This window comes from Pseudomonas sediminis (genome assembly GCF_039555755.1).
GTDB lineage: Bacteria > Pseudomonadota > Gammaproteobacteria > Pseudomonadales > Pseudomonadaceae > Aquipseudomonas > Aquipseudomonas mendocina_D.
Window position 1 is genome coordinate 1,882,351 of record NZ_CP154631.1, and the last position, 23,677, is coordinate 1,906,027.

Here is a 23,677-nt window from a genome sequence, read left to right on the forward strand (position 1 = left end):
ATTGAGTGATGGCACTTCGTGGTAGGCATACTGCCCGAATGAGGTTTGCCGAGTCGTGCGTTTTGCCCGACCGGGCATGGGATGTGGCGTTTTGCGCCCTGCCAGAGTGGTCGCCCGTCGACTGCACAGTCGGTATACTCGTCGCGCCCGTGTGCCATGCGGGTTCCGCGCCCAGAACAACAACCGCGCCGCGAGTCTCGAACCGATGAACGACTACGAACAGGAAGACCCGATTCCCCAGGGCGACCTCGCTCTGCAGATCACCGCGTTGCCGCGCGAGACCAATGGTTTCGGTGATATCTACGGTGGCTGGCTGGTGTCGCAGATGGACCTCGCTGGTACCGCGATGGCGAGCAAGGTTGCAGGTGGCCGCGTGGCGACCGTTGCCATCGATCGCATGGCCTTTCTGGTACCGGTATCGGTGGGCGCGCAGCTCTCGTTCTACACCCAGGCGCTGGAGATCGGCCGCAGTTCGATTCAGATGATGGTCGAGGTGTGGAGCGATGATCCGCTGTCCAACGAGTGGCGCAAGGTCACCGAAGCGGTATTCGTCTTCGTCGCCATCGACGGCAGTGGCCGCACTCGTCCGGTGCCGCCACGTCGAGGCTGACCGCCTGCTGAATTGCAGTAACGAAAACGCCGGCTAGAACAGACTGTGTGAAAACCTAGCAGTCTGAGAGCAAGCTGAAGACAATGCCTCTATCGGTCGATAGGGGCATTGTCGTTTATGGGCTATATCCAAGGTGAAGATCGGCAACAAAGCAGCCTGTTTCCGCCGACATTGGAAGAGCTGGTTCCTGAGGATCATCTAGTTCGAGTCATCGAGGCCTATGTGGCTCGTCTGGATCTGAAGGTACTGGGGTTCAGCAAGGCTGAGCCGCTCAAGACTGGGCGCCCTGGCTACGATCCAGCTGATTTGCTCAAGCTATACCTATATGGCTACTTCCAGCGCATTCGCTCCTCTCGTCGATTGGAGGCGGAGTGCCAGCGCAATATCGAGGTGATGTGGTTGCTGGGTCGTCTGGCGCCGGACTTCAAGACCATCGCGGATTTTCGCAAAGATAACAGCATGGCCTTTCAGGCGACTTGCAAGGCTTTCGTCCAGTTCTGTCGCCAGGCGAGCTTGATCAGTGGGGAGCTGGTGGCCATCGATGGCAGCAAGTTCCAAGCGGTAGCTTCGCTGCGCAAGCACCTGAGCGTGGAGAAGCTCAAGCGTCAACAAGCGAAGCTGGAAAAACACATTGCCCAGTACCTGGCCCAGCTTGATGAGGGTGATGCACAAGACGCGCAAGAGACGATTGACCGGGCAGCGGTGAAACAGGCGCTACGCCAGCTACAGGATCGCCATGCCGATAACTTGACCGTAAAAGCGCTGATGGAGGCGCAGGGCCTGGAACAGTTCGTCGAAGGCGAAGCGGATGCCAAGAAGATGCGCTGCTCAGGCAAGAGCCCTTGCGTGGCCTACAACGTGCAGAGCGCTGTCGATGCCGAGCATGGCCTGATCGTGCATCACGAAGTGACCAGTGACTGCACCGACAACCAGCAGTTGGAGCCGATGGCCAAAGCGACTCATGCGGTTCTGCAGCAGCCTGAGCTGACCGTCACGGCTGATGCAGGTTATTCCAACGGGGCGCAGTTTCAAGCCTGCGAAGAAGCGGGCATTACGGCTTTCGTCCCCGTGAATCGCGCGCCCAACAACCAGGGCGGCGGCACACTGTTTGCGCGTCAGGACTTCACTTACGATCCTGCGACCGACAGCTTCCAATGTCCTGCGGGCAAGACCCTGTCGCTCAAACAGCTCAATCGTGGCACTCGCCTTTACGCAGCCCGTGCCAAGGACTGCGGGAACTGCCCATTAAAAGCCAAGTGCACACAGGCCCAACGGCGTCATATCAGCCGCCATCCCAACGAAGAGGCGTTCGCGCGGATGGAGAAACGACTCGAAACTCATCCTGAGATGATGGGACGGCGACGAGCAATCGTCGAGCACCCTTTTGGCAATCTCAAACAATGGATTCTGGGCAACGGTCGTTTTCTAGTGCGCCATTTCAGCGGGGTGAGAGCTGAGATGGCGATGGCCGTGCAAGCCTACAACCTCAAACGTGCTATTTCGGTACTCGGGGCACGCCGCATGATCGAGCTGCTGACCTGAGCGCTGCACTTTGCATCATTGCACCAGTAAAAACACAAACGCCCCGAATCAATCGAGGCGTTTGTATTGAACCGGTTCAGTTCAGAACGTTTTCACACAGTCTGTAGAAGCCGGCGTTTTGTTTTGCCCTGAGCGGTCAGCCGCGGATGTTGTAGATATCCTTCTCGTTGCTTTCCGCGTATTCGTACAGGCGCTTGAGATAGGCCTTCTGATGTTCCCAGACTTTGGTTGCCGCCGGATCGGCCGCAGCGCTGGCATCGACCACCTCGGCAGCCACTTCCTTCAGGCGTGCCAGGACTTCGTCCGGCAGGCGGCGAACTTCCACGCCGTCGGCCTTGAGCTGCTCCATGGCCTCCATGTTCTTGGCGTTGTAATCGTCGAGCATGTCGCCGTTGACGTCACGAGCAGCCGCGCGAACGATGGCTTGCAGATCTGCCGGCAGGGTTTCCCAGGCCTTGATGTTGACGTCCAGCTCGAACAGAACGCTCGGCTCCTGCCAGCCCGGGGTGTAGTAGTACTTGGCTGCTTTGTGCAGGCCGAGGGCCAGGTCGTTGTATGGGCCGATCCACTCGGTGGCGTCGATGGCGCCGGTCTGCATGGCGGTGAAGATCTCACCGGCCGGCATGTTGACCACGGTACCGCCCATCTTGGTCAGCACTTCGCCGCCCAAGCCCGGGGTACGCATCTTCAGCCCCTTGAAGTCGTCGACCGAGTTCATTTCCTTGTTGAACCAGCCGGCGGTCTGCACGCCGGTGTTGCCGCAGGCCATCGGCAGTACGCCGAACGGTTTGTAGACCTCTTCCCACAGCTGCTGACCACCGCCACGGTGCAACCAGGCGTTCATTTCCTGAGCATTGGGGCCGAATGGCGAGGCGCAGAAGAACTGCGCAGCGGGAACCTTGCCTTTCCAGTAGTAAGGGGCACCATGACCCATTTCGGCGGTACCACGGGAGACTGCATCGAATACTTCCATGGCCGGCACCAGTTCACCGGCTGCGTATACCTTGACCTTCAGGCGGCCGTTACTCATTTCATCGACCAGCTTGGCGAAGCGCTCGGCCCCGACGCCGACGCCCGGGAAGTTTTTCGGCCAGGAGGTGACCATCTTCCAGTTGAAGGTTTGGGAACTCGAACCCTCTTGAGGTGCTGCGGCGCTCTTGGCCTCTTCTTTACAGCCAGCCAGTGCGGTGGCTGCAAGGCCTACGCCCGCTGCGGCGAGTATGTCGCGACGTTTCATGCAATGCTCCTTTATTGTTGTATTGGTCTTACCACGGGATCGCCGGAGGTAGACCGGACGTGAATAACATAGGGGGTCGTGACTCACAAGCCTAGCTACTACGACTAAAGTTTTACGGGCATTGCTGCAATACCGGTAGCCTGCATAGAATCGCCGGCCTGCAGCCCATAAGGACGCGGGCGGCGTGATATGCAGCCAACAGGTTCGCTGTCCTGTCTCCTACTCATAACGATAAAGGACTCACTATGTCCGACAAGCCTTCATTTCCCCTCGCTCTTGCATACCTGATCGATGCCCTCAACAGCTGGTTCGGCAAGGCCTGCGCCTGGCTGACGGTTTTTCTGGTAATCGGCACCGCTGTCGTCGTGGTGCTGCGCTACGGCTTCGGCATCGGCGCCACGGCCCTGCAAGAGGCGGTGCTCTACGCGCATGCACTGGTGTTCATGGGTGCAGCGGCCTGGGTGCTGCAACGCAACGGACACGTGCGTGTGGACATCTTCTACCAGAAGTTCAGCGGCCGCCGTCAGGCGCTGGTCGAGATCTTCGGTAATCTGCTGTTCCTGCTGCCGGTCGCGCTGTTCCTCGGTTGGGCCAGTTGGGATTACGTCAGCAACGCCTGGTCGACTTTCGAAGCGTCAAGCGAATCTGGCGGCCTCAAGTTCGTCTACCTGCAGAAAAGCATCATTCTGGTACTGGTCGTCAGCCTGGTACTGCAAGGTATTTCCAATCTGATCAAGGCAATCTACGTCTTCAGCGGTCGCCTGCCGGCTCCGGAGGTGAAACATGGCTGAGTTGATGGCGATTCTGCTGTTCGTCAGTATTTGCGTGGCCTTGATGGCCGGCTTCCCGGTAGCGTTCACCCTGGCTGGCGTTTCCCTGCTGTTCGCCGCCATCGGTGTCGTCACGGGCACCTTTGATCCTGGTTACCTCAGCGCCCTGCCGAACCGCCTGTTCGGCATCATGAACAACCAGACGATGCTCGCCGTGCCGCTGTTCGTGTTCATGGGGGTGATGCTGGAACGCTCACGGGTGGCCGAAGACCTGCTCGAGTCCATGTCGCGTCTGTTCGGCACCCTGCGTGGCGGCCTGGCGATTTCCGTGTGCGTGGTCGGTGCCTTGCTCGCTGCTTCCACCGGTATCGTCGGCGCCACCGTGGTGACCATGGGCCTGCTGGCACTGCCGACCATGTTGCGCCGTGGCTATGATCCGGCCATTTCCACCGGCACTCTGGCTGCTACCGGCACCCTGGGGCAGATCATTCCGCCGTCCATCGTGCTGGTGCTGCTGGGTGACGTGATGTCCAGCGCCTATCAGCAGGCGCAGCTGAAGATGGGCATCTTCTCGCCGAAGACCGTCTCGGTTGGCGACCTGTTCGTCGGCGCTCTGCTGCCCGGTCTGCTGCTGGTCGGTCTGTATATCGTCTACATCATTGCCGTCGCCATCTTCCAGCCGAAGAAACTGCCGGCGCTGCCGCAAGAAGAGCTCGGCCCGATCGAATGGGGCAAACTGGGCAAGGCGTTGATTCCGCCGCTGATCCTGATCGGCGCGGTACTGGGCTCGATCCTGGCTGGCTACGCTACCCCCACCGAAGCCGCTGCGCTGGGCGCAGTAGGCGCGATGGTGCTGGCCTTCAGCAAGGGCAAGCTGAACTTCGGCCAGCTCAAGGAAGTGGCCTACGGCACCACCGAAATCAGTGCCATGGTCTTCATGATCCTGATCGGCGCGTCGCTGTTCTCCCTGGTGTTCCGCGGCTTCGGCGGTGAGGCGCTGATCGAGGATGTGTTCGCCCAGCTGCCAGGCGGCGTGCTCGGCGCGTTCTTCCTGGTAATGGTGGTGATCTTCCTGCTCGGCTTCATTCTCGACTTCATCGAGATCACCTTCGTGGTGGTGCCGATCGTCGGTCCGGTGCTGCTGGCCATGGGGCTCGATCCGATCTGGCTGGGCGTGATGATCGCACTCAACCTGCAAACCTCTTTCCTCACTCCGCCATTCGGTTTCGCGCTGTTCTATCTGCGTGGCGTGACACCGGCGAGCATTCCCACCAGTACCATCTATAAAGGTGTGGTGCCGTTTATCCTGATCCAGATTCTGCTGCTGGTGATCGCCTATATCTTCCCAGGGCTGATCACTTGGCTGCCGGAGCAGGTCTACGGCAAGTAAGTCTCGCTGGCTGGTTTGGCAAAACGCCCGTCCTCGTGATGGGCGTTTTGCTTTTTGTGTTGTCACACTATTGGTTATCTATCTCAACAAGAGGTCGTCATGAGCACCGCCCAAGTCGAACGCGTGGAACTGGATCAACTGGTCTGCTGGCGCATTCGTGCTGCCGGCAGCGAATTGCTGGTAGCCCAGCAGGGCGCGCAGATTCTCAGTTACCAGCAGGGTGAACAGCCGCTGATCTGGCTAAGCCCGGATGCGGCCTATCAGCGTGGCCAAAGCGTGCGCGGTGGTGTGCCGGTGTGCTGGCCCTGGTTCGGAGATCTACGCCGCAATCCGCAGGCCGTGCAGGCGCACTATCACCTCGAGCAGGCGCCGGCCCATGGCCTGGTACGTGCATTGGACTGGGAGTTGCTGGGCATCGACGAGGAGGACGACGCCGTCACCCTGCGCTTTGCCTACGACACGCGCACTCAGCCGCTGGAGGGCTGGCCCAGGGATGTCGGCCTGACCTTCGTCGTGCGCCTGGCAGACGATCTCGGCATGAGCCTGGAAACCCACAATCGCGGTACGGAGCCGCTGACCCTGAGCCAGGCGCTGCACAGCTACTTCGCCGTCAGCGACGTGCGCCAGGTCAGCGTCGAGGGGCTGCAGGGCTGCCGCTATATCGACACCTTGCAGGACTGGCAGGAGCTGCGTCAGCAGGAAGCGCTGGTGTTCGATGCGGAGACCGATCGCATCTACTTCGACACCGCCGCGCGACTGAGCATCGTCGATCCGGGCTGGGGTCGGCGGATCCATCTGGATGCCCGTGGTTCACGTTCGGCTGTGCTGTGGAATCCATGGGTCGACAAGGCCAAGCGCCTGTCGCAGTTCCCCGACGGGGCCTGGCAGAACATGCTTTGCATCGAGACGGCCAACGTGCTGGAAGACATCGTGCAGCTGAAAGCCGATGAGCGTCATCGGCTTGAGTTGCGCCTGTCCAGTGAGCCGCTCGCTAGTTAGCGCCGCCCTGCTGCTCCAGCGCCTGGCGAAGCGGCTCGGCGCTGGTAAAGGTCTGTTGCTGAACCAACTGCCCATCCTTTAGCTGCAACCACAACACCTCGCCTTCGCCAGCCGGATAACGCGGGGCGATGCGGGCGTCGCGGTCGAGGAGGATGCGATAGTTGTAGTCGCGCATCTTCGGCAGGGCGAAGAGGGTGGCGATGATGCGGGGCATGCGGCTGACGTCGGCGAGGAAGACTGCCTGGCGCTGTTCCAGATAGCCCTTGGGCTTGCCTTCCAGAGCGGTGTCGACCAGCTTGGCGCCATCCATGTCGCGCGCGACCAGCAGGATCTGCGTTTCGTCGTTCAGGGTGTAGGGCGCGTCGAACTGATCGAGCAGCGTCCAGGGCGCCAGACGCTCGCCGGGCTCCAGGGCCAGCGCAGCGGTGGACAGCAGGCACAGCAACAGCAGGGCAGCAGCTTTCATGCTGGAACTCCTAGCAGGGATGGCAGGCGGTTAGAGGTCTTCGTCGGTTACCAGGCGTACTTCGTCGGCGTCCATGGCATAGGCGGCGTCGGCCAGGTCGTTGCTGACCTGCTCCACCTTCAGCGCGCCACTGACCCACAGCGGGGCGTAGATGTCGTCGAGCGGGATGCCCTTCGGATAGCGCACCAGTACAAGCTGATTGGGCGGTGGTGGCGGCACGTGGATGCAGGCGCCCGGATAGGGCACCAGGAAGAACAGGGTGCTGTTGCCTTTCTCGTCGCTTTCCAGCGGCACCGGATAACCGCCCAGGCGGATGGCCTTGCCGTCGAGTTCGGGCACTGTCTTGGCGGAGTACATCACTGCCGGCAGATCCTGATCCTGCTGGCGCAGGCCGCCCTCATTGTAGAAGGTGCTGTCGCCTTCAGGACTGTCATGGCTGATCTCGGGCATTTCCTCGAGGGCCTTGCGGTCTTCGGGTGGCATCAAATCGAGCCAGTCGGTTTCCGGCAATTCGGCGTGGGCCAGGCCAGTACAAAAGAGTAGGGCGAGCAGCAAGTGGCGCATGGGGTATGGCATCTCGTGGCAGCGTAAACGAGGAGCCGACAGGTCGGCTCCTGACAGGGCTAATCAGCCCTTCTTGATCGCGCCGTAGATTACCAGCAGAACGATGGCGCCGATTACTGCGCCGATGAAACCGGCCGCCTGGCCAGCTTCATAGATGCCCAGCGCCTGCCCGCCGTAGGTCGCGGCAATGGAGCCGCCGATGCCGAGTAGGATGGTCATGATCCAGCCCATGCTGTCATCGCCGGGTTTGAGGAAGCGTGCGATCAGACCGACGATCAGTCCGATGAAAATGGTGCCGATAATGCCCATTGGCGTATCTCCTTGATGAGTGCCGCGTGTGCGGCAGGCGCGTCATGAGACAAGTCAATGGGGCTATCAGTTCGTCTCGTCTGGCGGCAGAACGCCATAACGGTGGTAGATCAGGGCAACTTCGCCCTCTTCACGCATGCGTTGCAGCTCAGCGCCCAGGCGGTCGTAGAGTTTGCGCCGGTCGCTCTGGTAGCGTTTCAGCGATGCGCCGAAGTGGTTGCCCAGTACCTGCTGGTGGGTGTAGTGCGCGTAGCTGTAGGCGCGAAAGTTCATGGCCTGGAATTGCGCCTCCATCGGTACGGCGTCGATCACCGCGATGGTGTCCAGGCGCCCAGCCCGGAACATCGCGGCCAGCTGCGCATCGTCGCTGGCATAGGCGCGGCCGAGCAAGTCATCGCTGTCGAAAGGTTCGAAATAGGACGTACCGCGTTTAACACCCAGAGACAGCTCGTACAGATCCGCGTAGCGGCTCAGCCTGGCTTCTTCCCCAGGGCGCACGACGAAGCGAACGTTCAGTTGCTGACTGCCGATGCTGGGCAGGAAATGGATGTACTCGCGGCGCTGTTGAGTGAGCAGCACGCGTGGCACTAGGTCGACTCGCCCGGAGCGCAGGTCCTCAAGACTGCGCAGGAAGGGCGCTTCACGCCACTGCAGATCCACCCCGATACGGTGTGCGGCCGTTTCCAGTACGCTGATCAGCGGGCCGCTGGGCAGCCCGTCGACAGCGCGCATTTCCGGCGGTCGTTCGCGAAAGTCAGCGCGCAGCACCTCTTGTGCGCCAGCGCAGGACAGCGTGAACAGCAGAGGCAGTAAGGAAAGAAGACGCTTCATGGGGGGCTCTTGAACGACCACCGTCGTTCAAGAGTCTAGCTGCGAATCTGTCAGTCTTCGGCGATCAGCGCCTGAACGTCGGCGATACGCGCATCCAATGTGGCGCGGTCGGCGCTGCGCAGGGTGGCATGGCCGACCTTGCGCCCGTCCTTGAAGGCCTTGCCGTAGTGGTGCAGGTGGCAGTCGGCAATGCTGATCACCTTGTCCACCGGCGGTACTTCACCGATGAAGTTGAGCATGGCGCTTTCGCCCAGCTTGGCGGTGGAGCCCAGCGGCAGGCCGGCGACGGCGCGCAGATGGTTCTCGAACTGGCTGCACTCGGCGCCTTCGATGGTCCAGTGCCCGGAGTTGTGCACGCGCGGGGCGATTTCGTTGGCCTTGAGGCCGCCGTCAACTTCGAAGAACTCGAAGGCCAGCACGCCGACGTAATCGAGCTTGTCCAGCACGCGGCCGACATAGTCCTCGGCCAGCGCCTGCAGCGGGTGCTCGGTGCTGGCGATGGACAGGGCGAGAATGCCGCTGTCGTGGGTGTTGTGCACCAGCGGATAGAAGCGTGTCTCACCATCGCGAGCACGCACGGCGATCAGTGACACCTCGCCGGTGAAGGGTACGAAGCCTTCGAGGATGCACGGCACGCTGCCCAGTTCGGCGAAGGCACCGGTGACATCTTCCGGCTTGCGCAGGACTTTCTGACCCTTGCCGTCGTAGCCCAGGGTGCGGGTTTTCATCACGGCCGGCAGGCCGATGCTGGCAACCGCAGCATCGAGGTCGGCCTGCGACTGAATGTCGGCGAACTCCGGCGTGGGAATGCCCAGGTCCTTGAACATCGACTTCTCGAACCAGCGATCACGGGCGATGCGCAGGGCTTCGGCGCTCGGGTAGACCGGCACGAACTGCGAGAGGAAGGCCACGGTTTCCGCCGGCACGCTCTCGAATTCGAAGGTAACCAGGTCAACCTCGTCGGCCAACTGGCGCAGGTGGTCCTGATCGCCGTAATCGGCGCGGATATGCTCGCCGAGCGCCTGAGCGCAGGCGTCCGGCGCCGGGTCGAGGAAGGCGAACTGCATGCCCAGCGGAGTACCCGCCAGGGCCATCATGCGGCCCAACTGGCCGCCACCGATCACACCGATTTTCATAACAAAGCCCCTTTTCAGCAGGTGGCGAGACCAAGCAGTTGAGCGCTGCCCGCAGCGCAGGAAGCGGAGTTTACGCCGGTAAATGAGCATTCCGAGCAGCGCACAGCGCAAATGCGCCGTGTCGCAGCCCCGGATGGATGGGCTTCAGGCCTCGCGCGGATCCGGGTTGCTCAGCACGGTATCGGTCTGTTCCTGGCGGAACTGCTTCAGCGCCGCGTGGAACTGCGGGTGCTGATGACCGAGGATGCTGGCGGCCAGCAGGGCGGCGTTGACTGCGCCGGCCTTGCCGATGGCCAGGGTGGCGACCGGGATACCAGCAGGCATCTGCACGATCGACAGCAGCGAGTCGACGCCCGAGAGCATGGATGACTGCACCGGTACGCCGAGCACTGGCAGATGGGTCTTGGCGGCGCACATACCCGGCAGGTGAGCGGCGCCACCGGCACCGGCGATGATCACCTGAATGCCGCGTGCTTCTGCCTCTTCGGCGTACTGGAACAGCAGGTCCGGGGTGCGGTGGGCGGAAACCACCTTGACCTCATGGGGGATGCCCAGCTTGTCCAGCATCTCGGCGGTGTGGCTAAGGGTGGACCAATCGGACTTGGAGCCCATGATCACGCCAACCAGTGCGCTCATCGTCGTGCCTCTTCTCTCGGGCGCCTCGCGGCGCGTCAAAAACCAACAAGCCACGCGGGCGGGCCAGCGTGGCTTGTCATGATTCGTTGGCCGGGTGCTGCCGGCCGAAGGCCGCGCAGTATAACGCAAAGCCAGCGCTGGCGGGCAGTGGCGACGACCGTTTGTCATGCAGGATGTGGCAGAGCGGGAAAACCGCCTAAACCTTGCTCTGGAGCAATGCCGGCACGGGCTGCGCGCGCAAACTGACGCTCCACTCGCATGGAAGAGGAACAGCACATGAACCAGACCATGAAAGCCGCAGTCGTCCACGCCTTTGGCGAACCCCTGCGTATCGAGGAGGTGAAGACGCCGCTGCCCGGGCCTGGGCAGATTTTGGTCAAGATCGAAGCCTCGGGCGTCTGCCACACCGACCTGCATGCGGCCGAAGGTGACTGGCCGGTGAAACCGAGCCTGCCGTTCATTCCCGGTCACGAAGGGGTTGGCTACGTGGCGGCGGTCGGTAGCGGCGTCACGCGGGTCAAGGAGGGCGACCGCGTCGGCGTGCCCTGGCTGTACACCGCCTGCGGCTGCTGCGAACACTGCCTGACCGGCTGGGAAACCCTGTGCGAGAGCCAGCAGAACACCGGTTATTCGATCAACGGTGGCTATGCCGAATACGTGCTGGCTGACCCCAATTACGTCGGCATCCTGCCGAAGAATGTCGACTTCCTCGAGATCGCGCCGATCCTCTGCGCGGGGGTGACGGTGTACAAGGGCCTCAAGGAAACCAAGGCACGCCCCGGACAGTGGGTAGCGATCTCCGGTATTGGCGGCCTGGGTCACGTGGCTGTGCAGTACGCGCGCGCCATGGGCTTGCACGTGGTCGCGGTGGACGTCGACGATGCCAAGCTGGAGCTGGCGCGCAAGCTCGGCGCCAGCCTGACCATCAACGCGCGCAAGGAAAACCCGGCCGAGGTGGTGCAGCGCGATATCGGCGGCGCTCACGGCGTGCTGGTCACTGCAGTGTCCAACGCCGCCTTTGGCCAGGCCATCGGCATGGCGCGCCGGCACGGTACGGTGGCGCTGGTCGGCCTGCCGCCGGGCGACTTCCCCACGCCGATCTTCGACGTGGTGCTCAAGGCCATCACCATCACCGGTTCCATCGTCGGCACCCGTGCCGACCTGCAGGAGGCGCTGGACTTCGCCGGTGAAGGCTTGGTCAAGTCCACGGTGCACAGCGACAGTCTCGACAACATCAACGGCATCTTCGATCAGATGCGCGGCGGGCAGATCGGGGGGCGCGTCGTGCTGCAGTTCTAAGACAGGGAAATCGCCACGGATAGGCAATTTTCCTACAGAACGGACGCGGAAGAGCGCACAGATCGCCGCCAGACGGCTGGCTATACTGTGCGCCCTTCATCCGTACAAGGACGTGTCGTCATGAAACAGTACGTTTCGCTCGTTGCTCTCTCCCTGCTCTCTCTTCAAGCCGCTGCGCTGGATCTGGCCAAGCATCCGCAGGTCTTCGATGCCGGCCAGGGCGTCAGCCTGGCGCTGGCCCCTTCTGCCGACGGCAAGCAGGCGCTGGTGCAGGTCCGCGGCATCAACCACCCGCTCGACGAAGTGGTGTTCCTCACCGACGTTCGCGAGCTGGGCAACGAGCAGCGCGACTACGGCATCCGTCTCGATGGTCGTGACTACAACCTGTTGAACAAGCGGCGCGCCTGGAGCGGCGAGAGCTACCAGCTCAACCTGCCGAACACTCAGGGCTTCGAACTCAGCTACAACGAGGACAAGACTAAGGCGCTGAAGCCGAAGGATCTCCTGGCACTCTATGTGAAGCAGGAAAAGGATGGCCTGCAGGCGCGCCTGGCTGCCTTCGACCGCAAGCAGCGTGTTGCCGATTACAGTGCGCGCCTGCAACAAATGGACGGCGAAGCCACCAAGGCCTGCGGTACCTCGCTGACGACCAAGGTCGACTGGAGCGCGATCAGCGATGAGCAACTGATTGGCCTCAGCGTGCCGAGCTTCTGCGGCGAGGTGGTCAATCAGATGGCCTATCTGTGCGGCCGTGATGACCGCTACAAGGCCGAAGCCAAGACCCTCAAGGGCGTCGATTGCCGCTTTGGCGAGGCGATGAAACTACACGAGAAGGACGGTCAGCTGCAGTTCACCACCCATTCGGATGAAGCCAACCAGGGCGACTTCATCAACGCCATCCTGCGTAACCGTTGATCGTATCGGGCGGGCGTTGACCCGCCCCTCGCGGCATATTTCTTGCGTTCTATTCTCAGTCTTCCCCCACGGAACGCATCATGCTGCACGCCTCGCTGACCACCCTGCACGTGGTTTCCCTGATCCTGCAACGCTTCGCCGACCAGCCCGAGTTGCGCCCGCAATTGCTGGCCGGGAGCGGTATTGGTGCGGCTGATCTGGACAATGCCGACGCGCGCATCACCCGGGTGCAGGAGTTGCAGGTGTGTGCCAATGCCCTGGCCCTGCGTGCCGACATGGGGCTGGAGTTGGGGCGCAGCCTGCATGTTTCCTCCTATGGGCTGCTCGGTTACGCCGCGCTCTCGGCTGCCACCTTTGGTGACGCCTGGCGCCTGCTGTTGCAGTACCCGGCGCTGCTCGGCACCTATTTTCGCCTCGATATGCAGGTGGAAGGCGAGGTGGCCTGGATCTGCGCCAGCGGCTATCGCGATGCCGAGGCGCTGGAAGTGTTCAACGTGGAGATGTGCCTGGCTTCGCTGAAACTGATCGGCGATGAGCTGCTGCGCCAGCCGCTGCCGCTGGAGGGAGCAGAGTTCACCTATGCCCAGCCGCGCTATATGAAGCGCTATGCAAAGAGTTTTCCCTGCCCGTTGCGCTTCGCGGCGCAGCGTAATGCCTTCGCCTTTCCCGCTGCGTTGCTGGAACGCAGCCTGCCGCTGGCCGACAGCGTTACCCACGGCGACATGGTGGAGCGCTGCCGGCGGCTGAACGCGGAGTTCAGCAGCCGCCAGGCCTGGCTGGAGCGGGTGCGCCAGTTGCTCGCCGCGCAACTGGCCGAGCCGCCGGGGCTGGAGAATCTGGCGCAGCAGATGCACTGCTCGCCACGTACCTTGCGTCGCCACCTGCAGGAACTGGGTACCAGCTATCAGGGCCTGCTCGACGAGTTGCGCTTCGAGCGTGCCAAAGCGCTGCTCAATGAGGAGCAATGGCCTGTGTACCGCATCGCCGAAGTGCTCGGCTTCAGCGAGACCGCCAGCTTCCGGCATGCTTTCCAACGTTGGAGCGGCGTGCCGCCAAGTCGCTTTCGCGCCTGAGACGAGCGATGGCATTCGCGGCTGAAGCCGCTCCTACACACTCCGTAGGAGCGGCTTCAGCCGCGATAAAAGCTCGCCACTAAAGCGCCTCCCACAGGGGTAACTCATTCCTCGGCCTGCACGTTGCGATACATCTGCAAACGTGCGGCTTCATGCAAACCACGGCTCAGCCCCAGCAGGCGCTGGAACTCCTCGGGATGCTGCTCAGCCACGTTATCGCGCGGCGTCGGCGAGCGCAGGTCGTGCAGAGTCGGCGAGCTGCCGTCGTGTTGCATCTGCACGAGGAAATCACGGGTCACCGCGCCGATCACCGGGAAGCTGCCTTCCTGCAGCACCAGCGGTACCACGCGCTCGCCTTCCGGCGCCGGCAGTTGCAGGTCACGACCGAGACCGCCGTTGTCGAAGGGCACGCCGACCAGCCCGGCCACGGTCGGCAGCAGGTCGGCCAGGCCCACGGCTTCGTCGAACTCGCGCGGCGCCAACCATTTCGGTGCATGAATCAGCAGCGGCACGTTGTTGCTCTCCAGCCCCAGTTGCTCGAAGGCTGGCGCCATGTGCGGGATCTGGCTGATGCGGGTGTTGTGGTCGCCGAAGAAGACGAAAATGGTGTCGTCGTAGAAGCCCTGCTCCTTGGCCAGTTCCATCAGGCGGCCGATGTTGAAGTCCAGCAGGCGCACGGCGTTGTACTGCTCGACGCTGCGCGAACCGGCCTGCTGCACCTCCTCCAGCGGCAGGTCGAGCGCCTCGAAGCCGTCGTTGTCCTTGGGGATGGTGAAGGGCCGGTGGTTGCCGGAGGTTTGCAGGTAGGCGAAGAACGGCTTGTCCTTGGGCAGTGCGCCGAGAATCTGCGAACTCTCCTTGAAGAAATCCAGGTCGGAGACACCCCACACGTCCACCTGTGGCGACTGCCAGTGGCGTTCCTCATAGAGCTGCACACCGTCGATGCTTTGGCGGATCAGCGCATTGATGTTGGCCCAGCCGGCGTTGCCGCCGATCATGTAGAACTTCTCGTAGCCTGGCAGGGCGTTGATCAGCGTGCGTTGACGGGCGATCAGCGGGTTGCGCGTCGCTGTCTCCTGGCGTGATACATCGGGGATGCCGGTGATACTCGCCCACACCGTCTTGGCGGTGCCGGTGACCGGCACGTAGAAGTGTCGGAAGAACCAGCTTTGCCGGGCCAGGCGATCCAGGTTCGGCGTCGGGTTAAGTGGGTTGCCGTAGGCACCCACGGCGCTGGTGCCGAGGGATTCGAGCATGACGAAGACCACGTTGGGCTGGCGCTCGGCCTGAATGCGATGCGCCTGCAGCGGCTGGTGACGGAAGAAGTTCAGCCCCTGCGCATCACGCTCGCTGACGCCCAGGTAATCGGCCACCACTTCGTAGTGCTCGCGTGTGGCGACCTCGTCGAAGGCGGCGGGTTCGAGCTTGAGGGTGTCGAGGAGAAACAGTACCGGGTTAAGGCCGAGCGCGCCGATCTGGCTGTTGCCGCTGTAGAAGGCATCGCTCCAGCGCAGCGGCACCGGGTTCTCCAGATTCAGCGCGCTGGCGCGGCCGAGCAGGCCGAAGAACACCAGTACGCTTACCACTGCCGCACCGCCAAGGGCCGGCAGCACGCCGACCTTGTCGCTGGCAGGGCGATCCAGGGTGGCACGCTCCAGGCGCAGCAGCGCCCAGGCCCACAGTGCCACACCGGCCAGCCAGGCCAAGGTTATCCACAGCGCCGGATAGGTCTGCCAGAGCATGCCGGCGGAAATCTGCGCATCGCCGGCAAAGCGCAGCACCGTGGCATTGAGGCGCACGCCCAGGTAGGCGTAGTGGCCGAAATCGATGATGTACAGCAGGCCCAGCGCCGCCACGGCCAGCAGTAGATAGCCGCGCAGCAACCAGCGTATGGCGCGAAAGCGCGCCAGGCGCAGCTTCGGTAGCGCCAGCAGGAGGCCAACCGGCAGCATCAACAGCAGGGCCAGACGCAGGTCGAAGCGCAGGCCGATGCCGAGGGTCGGCAGCACGTCCGGCTCGCTGATGCTCTCAACAGCGGAAAAGCCCAGCAGGAAAAGCCCGCGCAAGCTGGCGAATAGCACGAACAGCAGCGCCGTGAGGCCCGCCAGGTAATGCAGGCGGCGGGATTTCAGCCAGCTCATGCGAGGTTCCTTGTTCGAGTCGAGAGTCGAATCAGCAGCCAGCGTCCGCCTGCCAGAAGCAGCGCGCCGAGGCTGTAGAGGGCCAGGTAGGGGTCGATCAGGTAGTCCCAGTAATTTTCCGATGCGCCCAGGCGCAGGGTGAAGGTCAGGGTCGCCAGTACCAGCGCCAGGGCGCCGAGCCAGCTGCGCTGGACGATCAGCACCACGCACAGCAGGCCCAGCACCATTAGCATCGGCCGCGGTTCGAAGCCGAGCTGGTAGGGGTCGGCATAACTCAGGCCCAGCGCCGCCGGGTAGAGCAGCACGGCCAGGCCGGCGAACAGCGCCAGGCTGGCCAGCCGATCACGCGAGCTGGCAGGCGCCAGGCCAAAGCGGCTCAGGGTCGCCCAGCCCAGCAGCACCAGGCTGGCCACCGACAGGTCGCCGCTATAGGTGCGCAACTGCAGCGCCAGGCTGATGCCCTGCACCGGCACCAGGCTGAGCAGCAGGCAGCCCGCCAGCAGAATGCCGCGTTGGGTTTTATTGCGCGTCAGTCTCGTGAGGATCAGAAAAACCACCAGGGCGAAGGCCAGGTGTGGCAGCCAGAAGTCAGTCATGCGGGCGGCGCTCCGACAGCCAGGCCTCGTTGAAGGCCAGGTGCTTGATGAACATGTCGTTCCATGAATAGACGAGGTGGTAGTTACCCTCACGGTCGCGGGTGAAGTAGGGGTACTCGTAGTCGAAGGTGCAGCCTTCGGCGCTGCACATGCGTGCCGTTACCTGTTCGAGAAAGCGCGCCTGCAGCTCGGGTCTGCCGTCGCTGGCGCGGTATTTCTCGCTGACCACGGCGGGAAATTCGTCGCGCGGAATCGGTTCGCCCCAGGGGTTGGGCGTCTCGTCCAGCTCACCCAGGGTGCGCCAGTTGCCCAGCTTGGCGTCGGTGGCATAGAGGGTCAGGCGGAAACGGCCGTCCTCCAGGTCATTCATCGCCACCAGCAGGCTGCCGTCGGGGCGACCGACCGCCGCCAGGGACGAGTTGGGGTTGCTCGGCTCCACCGGCTCTGGCCGGCTCCAGCTACGCCCGGCGTCTCCGCTGTAGCTGGCCAGCACGCGGTGATGTTCCTCACCGGCATAGCGCAGCAGGGCCACGGCACGGCGCTCGTCCAGCGCCACGACGGTCGGTTGCAGGGAATAGCGGCCCTTGCCGATGCGGTACTTGCCCAGCACTTCGCCATTCGAGCTCAGGTGCAGGTACTCGGGAAACTTGCCGAGGAACTCGTGGTACACCGGCAGGCCGATGCTGCCGTCGGTATGGAACACCGGCGCGCCGCGCACCAGGGTGCTGATATTCAGAAACGGGCTGGTGACCAGCTGGCGGGGCGCCGACCAGGTTTCGCCGAGGTCATCGGAGACCATGGCGTTGACCGCGCTACCAGCCCAGCCGCCGAGCGACACCGAGACGTAGAACAGCCACAGACGATTGTCCGGTGCCAGGCTGATCACCGGGTTGCCCAGCTTGCGGATGTGCTTGCCGACCGCGCGTTGTGTGGCTTCACGGCTGGCCAGCACGCGTTCGGCGCTCCACTGGCCGCTGGCGGCATCGAAGCGCGCGGCGCGGATCTGCACATCGGCGGCGCCTTCACGGGTGCCGGCGAACCAGGCCGCCATCAGGTCGCCGCCGGGCAGGCCGGTGATGGAGGCGGAGTGGACGAAATCCTCCGCGTCGGAGGAGGCGAAGTGCGCGGCCAGGGCCGGTGTCGCGTCGGCCGCGGGTGGCGCTGGCTGGCTGGCGAAGGGGGCCAGCGCATGGGGCGCGGCGCTGAGCCAGGCGCAGGCGAACACCGTGGCTGCGCCCAGCAGCAGGACGCAGGTCTTGAAGGTCGAGGTCATGGTTGCGGGTTCAGGGATGTCGTGGCGATGCCAGATGTGAGCTGGCGACTTCTTCTACCGGGTGGGCGTCGACCGGGTCGTAGTAGACCTCCAGCTTGCGGCCGTCACGGTCGAAGCCATAGATCTCGTAGCAATTGCCGGGGGTGATGCGGAACTTGGTGATCTGCACTCCCTGGCGCTTCATCTGCTCGCGGAACTGCGACTCCGGCATCCAGGCGCTGCGGTCGGGGCGGGCACAATCGGTGTCGGCCAGCAGAGGCGTGGCGCCGAGCAGCAGCAGACCGCCCAGGGCGGTGCGGGCTAAAAGGGGCATGGCGGGGCTCTCGTCACGAGGCGCTGGCCGCCAGGGCCGGCGCCGGGGGCTGCGATCAGTCTTCGATCTCGGTCTTCACGGCCTTGCCGCTGACCGGGTCGTGGTAGATCTCGACCTTGCGGCCTTCCTTGTCGAAGCCGTAGATCTCGTAGCAGTTGCCTTCGGTGACCTTGAACTTGTTGATCTTGTAGCCATCGGCCACCAGCTTGGCCTGGAACTGGTCGGGGTCTTGCCAGGTGGAGCGTTCGGCTGTGGTGCATTCGGTCTTGGCAAAGGCCGGCGCGGCGCAGGTCAGCAGGGCGGAAACGAGCAGTAGACGACGCATGGTGAGGCTCCTGATGGGGTTCGGAGCCGTCACCTTCGGCGTCTTGGCTTAACGAAAACTTAAGGCTCACACCTCGTTACATCTTGCCGGCGAGCATCCGGGTGGCAGCGCAATTTGGCCATTTCGATCCCCTTTTGGCCGTTGCCAGCGTTCTCGACGCTGGCCGAGCAGGCGAACAATGCAGGCACAACAACGAGCCTGGAGCGCTTTGCATGCTCACCTACTACAGCGACGACCATCACCTGCATCACGGCAAATGCGAGCTGATCGATGGGCAACTGATGCCCTGCTTCGAGAAGCCGCAGCGCGCCGACCATATCCTCGCTCGCGTGAAGAGCCGCCAGCTCGGCGAGGTTCGTGCGCCCAAGGATTTCGGCCTGGCGCCCATCGAGCGCATCCACAGCAAGGCTTATCTGGAGTTCTTCAAGAGTGCCTGGGCGCGCTGGCAGGAGCAGGGCGGCAAGGGCGACCTGCTGCCGTTCACCTGGCCGGCACGCACCCTGCGGCGGATGGTTCCCAATGACCTGCACGGCCAGCTCGGCTATTACAGCTTCGACGGCGGTGCGCCGATTACCGCTGGCACCTGGCAGGCCGCCTACAGTGCGGCACAGGTGGCGCTCAGCGCCCAGCAGGAGATCGCCAACGGTGCCCACAGCGCCTTCGCCCTGTGCCGTCCGCCAGGCCACCACGCCGCTGGCGACGTGATGGGCGGCTACTGCTACCTGAACAACGCCGCCATCGCCGCCCAGGCTTTCCTCGATCAGGGCCGCAAGAAGGTGGCCATCCTCGATGTCGACTACCACCACGGCAACGGCACCCAGGACATCTTCTACCAGCGCAGCGACGTGCTATTCGCCTCGATCCACGGCGACCCGGCCGAGGAATTCCCGTTCTTCCTCGGTTATGCCGACGAACTGGGCGCGGGCGAGGGCGAGGGCTACAACTTCAATTACCCGTTGCCGATGGGCAGCTCCTGGGAAACCTGGAGCGCGGCGCTGGAGCAGGCCTGCCAGCGCATTGCCGAGTACGGCGCGGATGTCGTGGTGGTGTCGCTGGGCGTGGATACCTACATGGAAGACCCGATCTCGCAGTTCAAGCTCGACAGCCCGGACTACCTGGCCATGGGCCGGCGCATCGCCGCGCTGGGCCTGCCGACGCTGTTCATCATGGAAGGCGGCTACGCGGTGGAAGCCATCGGCGTCAACGCGGTCAACGTACTGGAAGGCTTCGAGGGCGCCTGATCAGCAATCAGAAATCTGCCAAACAAGAGCAATATTTCAGGGGTGAGAAACGATGAAAGCCATCAAACAGATGCTCGGCGTCGCCCTGTGCGGCGCCACCCTGCTCAGCGGCGCAGTGCAGGCCAAGGAGCTGCGCGTATACAACTGGGCCGACTACATCCTCCCGGAGGTGCCCAAGGATTTTCAGAAGGAGTCCGGCATCCAGATCACCTGGGACACCTTCGAGACCAACGAGGCGCTGGAGGCCAAGCTGCTCACCGGCAACTCCGGCTATGACCTGGTGATTCCGTCCAACCAGTTCCTCGAAACCCAGATCAAGGCCGGCGTGTTCGCCCCGTTGGACAAGTCGAAGATCCCAAACTGGAAGAACCTCGATCCAGTGCTGCTTGGCCTGCTGGAGAAGAATGATCCGGGCAACCAGTACGGCGTGCCCTACATGTACGGCACCGTGCTGATCGGCTACAACCCGGACAAGGTCAAGGCCGCGCTCGGTGAGGACGCGCCGGTCAACAGCTGGGATCTAGTGTTCAAACCTGAGTACATGGAGAAGCTGAAATCCTGCGGCGTGGCCATGCTCGACTCGCCGACCGAGATCATCCCCATCGCTCTGCATTACCTGGGCCTGGACCCCAACAGCACCAACCCGGCTGACTATGACAAGGTCACCGAGCTACTGCTGAAAGTGCGTCCGTACGTGGCTTACTTCCACTCGGCCAAGTACATGACCGACATCGCCAACGGCGACATCTGCGTGGCCATCGGTTATTCGGGGAGCTTCTACCAGTTCGCCAACCGCGCCAAGGAGGCCGGCAACGGCGTGAAGATCAACTGGCGTCTGCCGAAAGAAGGCGCGCCGATCTGGTTCGACACCTGGGCCATCCCCAAAAGCGCCAGGAATTCGGATGAAGCCCACGCCTTCATCAACCACTTGCTCGAACCCAAGGTGATTGCGCCGATCAGCGATTTTCTCGGCTACCCCAACCCCAACGTACCGGGCATGGAACTGGTGGGCGCTGAAATCGCCGACGACCACGACCTGACGCCGACCCCGGAGCTGCAGAAGTCACTGTACGTGGTGCAGCCGCTGCCGCAGAAGATCGAGCGCGTGCGTACGCGGGCGTGGACGTCGATCAAGTCGGGCAAGTGAGCCTCAGCGGTTTGGCTCGAGCATAAAATCTCGCGGCTGAAGCCGCTCCTACGGGGTATGTGATGCTCTGTAGGAGCGGCTTCAGCCGCGAATGCCTTACCCGTAGGGTGCGCCGAATGCACCGCGCGAATATCGGTGCGCACAGCGCACCCTACCCGTTCACTCAACCGCCCACCGCCCCCGTCTCCAACTTGCGCCACAGCAGGCGCACGGCCGCCTTGCGCGACATGCCCCAGCGATACAGGCGAATCTCCAGCGGGATATGCCAGTGTTCCTTGCCGCATATCACCAGCTCGCCACGGGCCAGCTCGGGGCTCATCGATAGCCGTGGCACCCAGGCTACGCCAAGGCCTTGCAGGGCCATGGCCTTGAGGCTGTCAGCCATGGCGGTTTCGTGCACGGTGGTCGAGCGCAGGGCGCGCTGGCGCAGCAGCAGGTTCACCGAGCGGCCGAGGAAGGTGCCGGCGCTGTAGGCCAGCAGCGGGACGCTCTGTCCGGTGTCCAAATCGAACAGGGGCGCGCCTGTTTCATCCGCGGCGCATACCGGCAGCATTTCACTGTGGCCCAGGTGCAAGGAGGGGAACATGTCCGGTGCCAGCTGCACGGCGGCGTCCTGGTCATGGTAAGCGAGGATCAGGTCGCAGGTGCCCTCACGTAGCGAGTGCACCGCTTCGCCGACGTTGGTCGCCACCAGGCGGGTGCTCAGCGGCAGGCCATCGCGGCGCAGGCGGGCGATCCATTCGGGAAAGAAACCGAATACCAGCGAGTGCGCCGCTGCTATCTGTAGCGCTTCGCCCTGTTGCCCTTCGAGGTGATGCAGGTGACGCACCACCTCACCCAGCTGTTCGACCATGCTGCGCGCAGTGAGCAGGAACAGCTGGCCGGACTCGGTCAGCTCCACCGGCGTGCGCGAGCGGTTGACCAGCGTCAGCCCCAGCGCCGACTCGAGGCTACGGATACGTCGACTGAACGCCGGCTGGGTAACGAAGCGTTTCTGCGCCGCCTGGGAGAAGCTGCGGGTAGCGGCGAGGGTGACGAAGTCTTCCAGCCATTTGGTTTCCAGGTTCACGGGTGCGTCCTTTGCTCAATATCGGCTTATGCACACGTTTGGTGCATCGTTGCGGTCACATCTGCATTATGCCGATTGTGCATAGGGCAGCAAGTAACAGCATTGGCCTGCAGATAAGCAAAGCCCTTAATCTATAGGCATCGCGGCGCTCGCCGTATTCCCCAAGAGTCATCTCGATCATGTCCCCTGCTGCATCTGTTCGCGTCGAAAAAGACCTGCTCGGCACCCTCGAAGTCCCCGCCGATGCCTATTACGGTATCCAGACCCTGCGCGCCGTGCAGAACTTCCGCCTGTCCGGTGTGCCGCTGTCGCATTACCCGAAGCTGGTAATCGGCCTGGCCATGGTCAAGCAGGCCTCGGCGGACGCCAACCGCGAGCTGGGCCATCTGTCCGCCGCCAAGCACACGGCAATCAGCACCGCCTGCGCACGCATCATCCAGGGCGAGTTCCACGAGCAGTTCGTGGTCGACATGATCCAGGGCGGCGCCGGCACCTCGACCAACATGAACGCCAACGAGGTCATCGCCAACATCGCGCTGGAGGCCATGGGTTTTGAGAAAGGCCAGTACCAGCACCTGCACCCGAACAACGATGTGAACATGGCGCAGTCGACCAACGACGCCTACCCGACTGCCATTCGCCTGGGCCTGCTGCTCGGCCATGACAGCCTGCTGAGTGCGCTGGACAAGCTGATTCAGTCCTTCGCTTCCAAAGGGCTTGAGTTTGGCCATGTACTGAAGATGGGTCGCACCCAGTTGCAGGACGCCGTGCCGATGACTCTGGGTCAGGAATTCCACGCCTTCGCCACCACCCTGGGCGAAGACCTGCAGCACCTGAAGATGCTCGCCCCGGCGCTGCTCACCGAGGTCAACCTGGGCGGCACCGCCATCGGCACCGGCATCAACGCTGACCCGAAATACCAGGCCCTGGCGGTCAAGCGCCTGAGCGTGATCAGCGGTCACCCGCTCAAGCCGGCGGCCGACCTGATCGAAGCCACCAGCGACATGGGCGCCTTCGTGCTGTTCTCCGGCATGCTCAAGCGCACGGCGGTCAAGCTGTCGAAGATCTGCAACGACCTGCGCCTGCTCTCCAGCGGACCGCGTACCGGGATCAACGAGATCAACCTGCCGGCGCGCCAGCCGGGCAGCTCGATCATGCCGGGCAAGGTCAACCCGGTGATCCCCGAGGCGGTCAATCAGGTGGCCTTCGAAGTGATCGGCAACGACCTGGCGCTGACCATGGCCGCCGAAGGTGGCCAGCTGCAGCTGAACGTGATGGAGCCGCTGATCGCCTACAAGATCTTCGACTCGATCCGCCTGCTGACCCGCGCCATGGATATGCTGCGCGAGCTGTGCATCGACGGTATCACCGCCAACGAAGCGCGCTGCCGCGAACTGATGGAAAACTCCATTGGCCTGATCACCGCGCTGAACCCCTACATCGGCTACGAGAACGCCACGCGCATCGCCAAGGTCGCCCTGGAAAGCGGGCGCGGCGTGCTGGAACTGGTGCGCGAGGAGCAGTTGCTGGATGAGGCCACGCTGGCCGACATCCTGCGCCCCGAGAACATGATCGCCCCACGCCTCGTGCCACTGCAGCAGTAACGGAGAACGACCATGCAACCGTCACAGCCCCCCAGCGTCAAGTTCATGTTCCGCACCCTGCATCCGCCGCGCCGCTTCTGGCCGGGCCTGGCGGGTTTCTACACTGGCGCGAGCCAGGCGCCAGCGCGCAAACGCAGCTGAACCCCTTTCATAGGAGGCCTTCACCAGCCTCAACCTTCAGGGATGGCCTC

The 23,677-nt window shown here is 63.1% G+C and carries 25 protein-coding genes; 12 read left to right on the forward strand and 13 right to left on the reverse strand.

From position 1 onward, the window contains the following. Positions 1–205 precede the first annotated feature (205 nt). Together AAEQ75_RS08985 and AAEQ75_RS08990 are read left to right on the forward strand one after the other, a co-directional pair. Positions 206–610 (forward strand): acyl-CoA thioesterase, encoded by a 405-nt coding sequence (locus AAEQ75_RS08985; protein WP_017676341.1) that lies wholly within the window; start codon positions 206–208, stop codon positions 608–610. Between the two features lie 117 nt (positions 611–727). After that, a complete protein-coding gene (locus AAEQ75_RS08990) occupies positions 728–2,152 on the forward strand; it encodes an IS1182 family transposase (RefSeq protein WP_343350304.1) in 1,425 nt (474 codons plus the stop codon). 136 nt (positions 2,153–2,288) lie between these two features. Here AAEQ75_RS08990 and AAEQ75_RS08995 read toward each other — a convergent pair whose 3' ends face one another. Then, positions 2,289–3,389: a TRAP transporter substrate-binding protein gene (locus AAEQ75_RS08995; protein WP_343351771.1), complete on the reverse strand. Its 1,101-nt coding sequence runs from the start codon at positions 3,387–3,389 to the stop codon at positions 2,289–2,291. 245 nt (positions 3,390–3,634) lie between these two features. On the opposite strand from AAEQ75_RS08995, the gene AAEQ75_RS09000 reads away from it, so the two are divergent. From AAEQ75_RS09000 to AAEQ75_RS09010, 3 genes are all read left to right on the forward strand, one after another. Continuing rightward, complete coding sequence (locus AAEQ75_RS09000) at positions 3,635–4,180, forward strand: TRAP transporter small permease subunit (RefSeq protein ID WP_004422912.1); 546 nt, start codon at positions 3,635–3,637, stop codon at positions 4,178–4,180. Beyond that, the gene (locus AAEQ75_RS09005) at positions 4,173–5,549 is read left to right on the forward strand and encodes a TRAP transporter large permease (RefSeq protein ID WP_256834077.1); all 1,377 of its coding nucleotides are present in this window, start codon (positions 4,173–4,175) and stop codon (positions 5,547–5,549) included. Before AAEQ75_RS09000 ends, AAEQ75_RS09005 begins: the two co-directional genes overlap by 8 nt. 99 nt (positions 5,550–5,648) lie before the next feature. After that, positions 5,649–6,548 carry a D-hexose-6-phosphate mutarotase gene (locus AAEQ75_RS09010; RefSeq protein ID WP_343351776.1) on the forward strand — a complete coding sequence of 300 codons (900 nt, stop codon included), beginning with the start codon at positions 5,649–5,651 and terminating at the stop codon, positions 6,546–6,548. On the opposite strand, the gene AAEQ75_RS09015 is transcribed toward AAEQ75_RS09010, so the two are convergent. From AAEQ75_RS09015 to purE, 6 genes are all read right to left on the reverse strand, one after another. Continuing rightward, positions 6,541–7,014, reverse strand: coding sequence for an FAD/FMN-containing dehydrogenase (locus AAEQ75_RS09015; protein WP_343351778.1), 474 nt, complete (start codon positions 7,012–7,014; stop codon positions 6,541–6,543). The genes AAEQ75_RS09010 and AAEQ75_RS09015 overlap by 8 nt on opposite strands. Before the next feature lie 30 nt (positions 7,015–7,044). Further along, on the reverse strand, positions 7,045–7,578 hold the full coding sequence (locus AAEQ75_RS09020; protein ID WP_343351780.1) for a DUF3299 domain-containing protein: 534 nt from the start codon (positions 7,576–7,578) through the stop codon (positions 7,045–7,047). A gap of 63 nt (positions 7,579–7,641) precedes the next feature. Continuing rightward, a complete protein-coding gene (locus AAEQ75_RS09025; protein ID WP_004422923.1) occupies positions 7,642–7,887 on the reverse strand; it encodes a GlsB/YeaQ/YmgE family stress response membrane protein in 246 nt (81 codons plus the stop codon). Between the two features lie 66 nt (positions 7,888–7,953). Beyond that, complete coding sequence (locus AAEQ75_RS09030) at positions 7,954–8,718, reverse strand: substrate-binding periplasmic protein (protein WP_343351783.1); 765 nt, start codon at positions 8,716–8,718, stop codon at positions 7,954–7,956. A 50-nt stretch (positions 8,719–8,768) separates the two neighbouring features. Then, the gene (locus AAEQ75_RS09035; RefSeq protein WP_343351785.1) at positions 8,769–9,854 is read right to left on the reverse strand and encodes a 5-(carboxyamino)imidazole ribonucleotide synthase; all 1,086 of its coding nucleotides are present in this window, start codon (positions 9,852–9,854) and stop codon (positions 8,769–8,771) included. Positions 9,855–9,998: 144 nt separating this feature from the next. Next, a complete protein-coding gene (gene purE, locus AAEQ75_RS09040) occupies positions 9,999–10,490 on the reverse strand; it encodes a 5-(carboxyamino)imidazole ribonucleotide mutase (RefSeq protein WP_003242109.1) in 492 nt (163 codons plus the stop codon). A gap of 276 nt (positions 10,491–10,766) precedes the next feature. Here purE and adhP point away from each other — a divergent pair, with 276 nt between their 5' ends. From adhP to AAEQ75_RS09055, 3 genes are all read left to right on the forward strand, one after another. Continuing rightward, positions 10,767–11,789, forward strand: a complete 1,023-nt coding sequence (gene adhP, locus AAEQ75_RS09045; RefSeq protein WP_343351787.1) for an alcohol dehydrogenase AdhP — start codon at positions 10,767–10,769, stop codon at positions 11,787–11,789. 120 nt (positions 11,790–11,909) lie between these two features. Beyond that, a complete protein-coding gene (locus tag AAEQ75_RS09050) occupies positions 11,910–12,704 on the forward strand; it encodes a hypothetical protein (protein ID WP_343351789.1) in 795 nt (264 codons plus the stop codon). An 80-nt stretch (positions 12,705–12,784) separates the two neighbouring features. Continuing rightward, positions 12,785–13,777, forward strand: a complete 993-nt coding sequence (locus tag AAEQ75_RS09055; protein WP_343351791.1) for an AraC family transcriptional regulator — start codon at positions 12,785–12,787, stop codon at positions 13,775–13,777. Positions 13,778–13,881: 104 nt separating this feature from the next. Here AAEQ75_RS09055 and AAEQ75_RS09060 read toward each other — a convergent pair whose 3' ends face one another. Genes AAEQ75_RS09060 through AAEQ75_RS09080 form a run of 5 tightly spaced genes read right to left on the reverse strand, consistent with a single transcriptional unit; the run spans position 13,882 to position 18,425 of the window. Next, positions 13,882–15,918: an LTA synthase family protein gene (locus AAEQ75_RS09060; RefSeq protein WP_343351793.1), complete on the reverse strand. Its 2,037-nt coding sequence runs from the start codon at positions 15,916–15,918 to the stop codon at positions 13,882–13,884. Further along, entirely contained in the window at positions 15,915–16,514 is a 600-nt protein-coding gene (locus tag AAEQ75_RS09065) for a hypothetical protein (RefSeq protein ID WP_343351795.1), read from the reverse strand. The genes AAEQ75_RS09060 and AAEQ75_RS09065 overlap by 4 nt, the downstream gene beginning before the upstream one ends. After that, positions 16,507–17,787, reverse strand: a complete 1,281-nt coding sequence (locus tag AAEQ75_RS09070; RefSeq protein WP_343351797.1) for a sialidase family protein — start codon at positions 17,785–17,787, stop codon at positions 16,507–16,509. Before AAEQ75_RS09070 ends, AAEQ75_RS09065 begins: the two co-directional genes overlap by 8 nt. A gap of 10 nt (positions 17,788–17,797) precedes the next feature. Continuing rightward, on the reverse strand, positions 17,798–18,100 hold the full coding sequence (locus tag AAEQ75_RS09075; protein ID WP_343351799.1) for a PepSY domain-containing protein: 303 nt from the start codon (positions 18,098–18,100) through the stop codon (positions 17,798–17,800). Between the two features lie 55 nt (positions 18,101–18,155). Further along, positions 18,156–18,425 carry a PepSY domain-containing protein gene (locus tag AAEQ75_RS09080; RefSeq protein ID WP_343351801.1) on the reverse strand — a complete coding sequence of 90 codons (270 nt, stop codon included), beginning with the start codon at positions 18,423–18,425 and terminating at the stop codon, positions 18,156–18,158. A gap of 212 nt (positions 18,426–18,637) precedes the next feature. Here AAEQ75_RS09080 and AAEQ75_RS09085 point away from each other — a divergent pair, with 212 nt between their 5' ends. Then, positions 18,638–19,666, forward strand: a complete 1,029-nt coding sequence (locus AAEQ75_RS09085; RefSeq protein ID WP_343351803.1) for a histone deacetylase family protein — start codon at positions 18,638–18,640, stop codon at positions 19,664–19,666. Between the two features lie 52 nt (positions 19,667–19,718). Beyond that, positions 19,719–20,813 carry a polyamine ABC transporter substrate-binding protein gene (locus AAEQ75_RS09090; RefSeq protein WP_256834055.1) on the forward strand — a complete coding sequence of 365 codons (1,095 nt, stop codon included), beginning with the start codon at positions 19,719–19,721 and terminating at the stop codon, positions 20,811–20,813. Positions 20,814–20,976: 163 nt separating this feature from the next. On the opposite strand, the gene AAEQ75_RS09095 is transcribed toward AAEQ75_RS09090, so the two are convergent. Beyond that, entirely contained in the window at positions 20,977–21,882 is a 906-nt protein-coding gene (locus AAEQ75_RS09095; protein WP_343351806.1) for a LysR substrate-binding domain-containing protein, read from the reverse strand. 179 nt (positions 21,883–22,061) lie between these two features. Between AAEQ75_RS09095 and AAEQ75_RS09100 the strand changes: the two genes are divergently transcribed. Next, positions 22,062–23,486 carry an aspartate ammonia-lyase gene (locus AAEQ75_RS09100; RefSeq protein ID WP_074859874.1) on the forward strand — a complete coding sequence of 475 codons (1,425 nt, stop codon included), beginning with the start codon at positions 22,062–22,064 and terminating at the stop codon, positions 23,484–23,486. Positions 23,487–23,498: 12 nt separating this feature from the next. After that, positions 23,499–23,627 (forward strand): hypothetical protein, encoded by a 129-nt coding sequence (locus AAEQ75_RS09105; protein WP_343351809.1) that lies wholly within the window; start codon positions 23,499–23,501, stop codon positions 23,625–23,627. Positions 23,628–23,677: the final 50 nt, after the last annotated feature.

What these genes read in the sequence shown, in the direction of transcription:
- AAEQ75_RS08985 (WP_017676341.1), top strand. Translation starts at nt 206, where the DNA reads ATGAACGACTACGAACAGGAAGACCCGATTCCCCAGGGCGACCTCGCT.
- AAEQ75_RS09085 (WP_343351803.1), top strand. Translation starts at nt 18,638, where the DNA reads ATGCTCACCTACTACAGCGACGACCATCACCTGCATCACGGCAAATGC.
- AAEQ75_RS09070 (WP_343351797.1), bottom strand. Translation starts at nt 17,787, where the DNA reads ATGACCTCGACCTTCAAGACCTGCGTCCTGCTGCTGGGCGCAGCCACG.
- AAEQ75_RS09100 (WP_074859874.1), top strand. Translation starts at nt 22,062, where the DNA reads ATGTCCCCTGCTGCATCTGTTCGCGTCGAAAAAGACCTGCTCGGCACC.
- AAEQ75_RS09025 (WP_004422923.1), bottom strand. Translation starts at nt 7,887, where the DNA reads ATGGGCATTATCGGCACCATTTTCATCGGACTGATCGTCGGTCTGATC.
- AAEQ75_RS09055 (WP_343351791.1), top strand. Translation starts at nt 12,785, where the DNA reads ATGCTGCACGCCTCGCTGACCACCCTGCACGTGGTTTCCCTGATCCTG.
- AAEQ75_RS09015 (WP_343351778.1), bottom strand. Translation starts at nt 7,014, where the DNA reads ATGAAAGCTGCTGCCCTGCTGTTGCTGTGCCTGCTGTCCACCGCTGCG.
- AAEQ75_RS09075 (WP_343351799.1), bottom strand. Translation starts at nt 18,100, where the DNA reads ATGCCCCTTTTAGCCCGCACCGCCCTGGGCGGTCTGCTGCTGCTCGGC.
- AAEQ75_RS09090 (WP_256834055.1), top strand. Translation starts at nt 19,719, where the DNA reads ATGAAAGCCATCAAACAGATGCTCGGCGTCGCCCTGTGCGGCGCCACC.
- AAEQ75_RS09065 (WP_343351795.1), bottom strand. Translation starts at nt 16,514, where the DNA reads ATGACTGACTTCTGGCTGCCACACCTGGCCTTCGCCCTGGTGGTTTTT.
- AAEQ75_RS08990 (WP_343350304.1), top strand. Translation starts at nt 728, where the DNA reads ATGGGCTATATCCAAGGTGAAGATCGGCAACAAAGCAGCCTGTTTCCG.
- AAEQ75_RS09010 (WP_343351776.1), top strand. Translation starts at nt 5,649, where the DNA reads ATGAGCACCGCCCAAGTCGAACGCGTGGAACTGGATCAACTGGTCTGC.
- AAEQ75_RS09030 (WP_343351783.1), bottom strand. Translation starts at nt 8,718, where the DNA reads ATGAAGCGTCTTCTTTCCTTACTGCCTCTGCTGTTCACGCTGTCCTGC.
- AAEQ75_RS09020 (WP_343351780.1), bottom strand. Translation starts at nt 7,578, where the DNA reads ATGCGCCACTTGCTGCTCGCCCTACTCTTTTGTACTGGCCTGGCCCAC.
- AAEQ75_RS09035 (WP_343351785.1), bottom strand. Translation starts at nt 9,854, where the DNA reads ATGAAAATCGGTGTGATCGGTGGCGGCCAGTTGGGCCGCATGATGGCC.
- AAEQ75_RS09105 (WP_343351809.1), top strand. Translation starts at nt 23,499, where the DNA reads ATGCAACCGTCACAGCCCCCCAGCGTCAAGTTCATGTTCCGCACCCTG.
- AAEQ75_RS09060 (WP_343351793.1), bottom strand. Translation starts at nt 15,918, where the DNA reads ATGAGCTGGCTGAAATCCCGCCGCCTGCATTACCTGGCGGGCCTCACG.
- AAEQ75_RS09080 (WP_343351801.1), bottom strand. Translation starts at nt 18,425, where the DNA reads ATGCGTCGTCTACTGCTCGTTTCCGCCCTGCTGACCTGCGCCGCGCCG.
- AAEQ75_RS09050 (WP_343351789.1), top strand. Translation starts at nt 11,910, where the DNA reads ATGAAACAGTACGTTTCGCTCGTTGCTCTCTCCCTGCTCTCTCTTCAA.
- AAEQ75_RS09005 (WP_256834077.1), top strand. Translation starts at nt 4,173, where the DNA reads ATGGCTGAGTTGATGGCGATTCTGCTGTTCGTCAGTATTTGCGTGGCC.
- purE (WP_003242109.1), bottom strand. Translation starts at nt 10,490, where the DNA reads ATGAGCGCACTGGTTGGCGTGATCATGGGCTCCAAGTCCGATTGGTCC.
- AAEQ75_RS08995 (WP_343351771.1), bottom strand. Translation starts at nt 3,389, where the DNA reads ATGAAACGTCGCGACATACTCGCCGCAGCGGGCGTAGGCCTTGCAGCC.
- adhP (WP_343351787.1), top strand. Translation starts at nt 10,767, where the DNA reads ATGAACCAGACCATGAAAGCCGCAGTCGTCCACGCCTTTGGCGAACCC.
- AAEQ75_RS09000 (WP_004422912.1), top strand. Translation starts at nt 3,635, where the DNA reads ATGTCCGACAAGCCTTCATTTCCCCTCGCTCTTGCATACCTGATCGAT.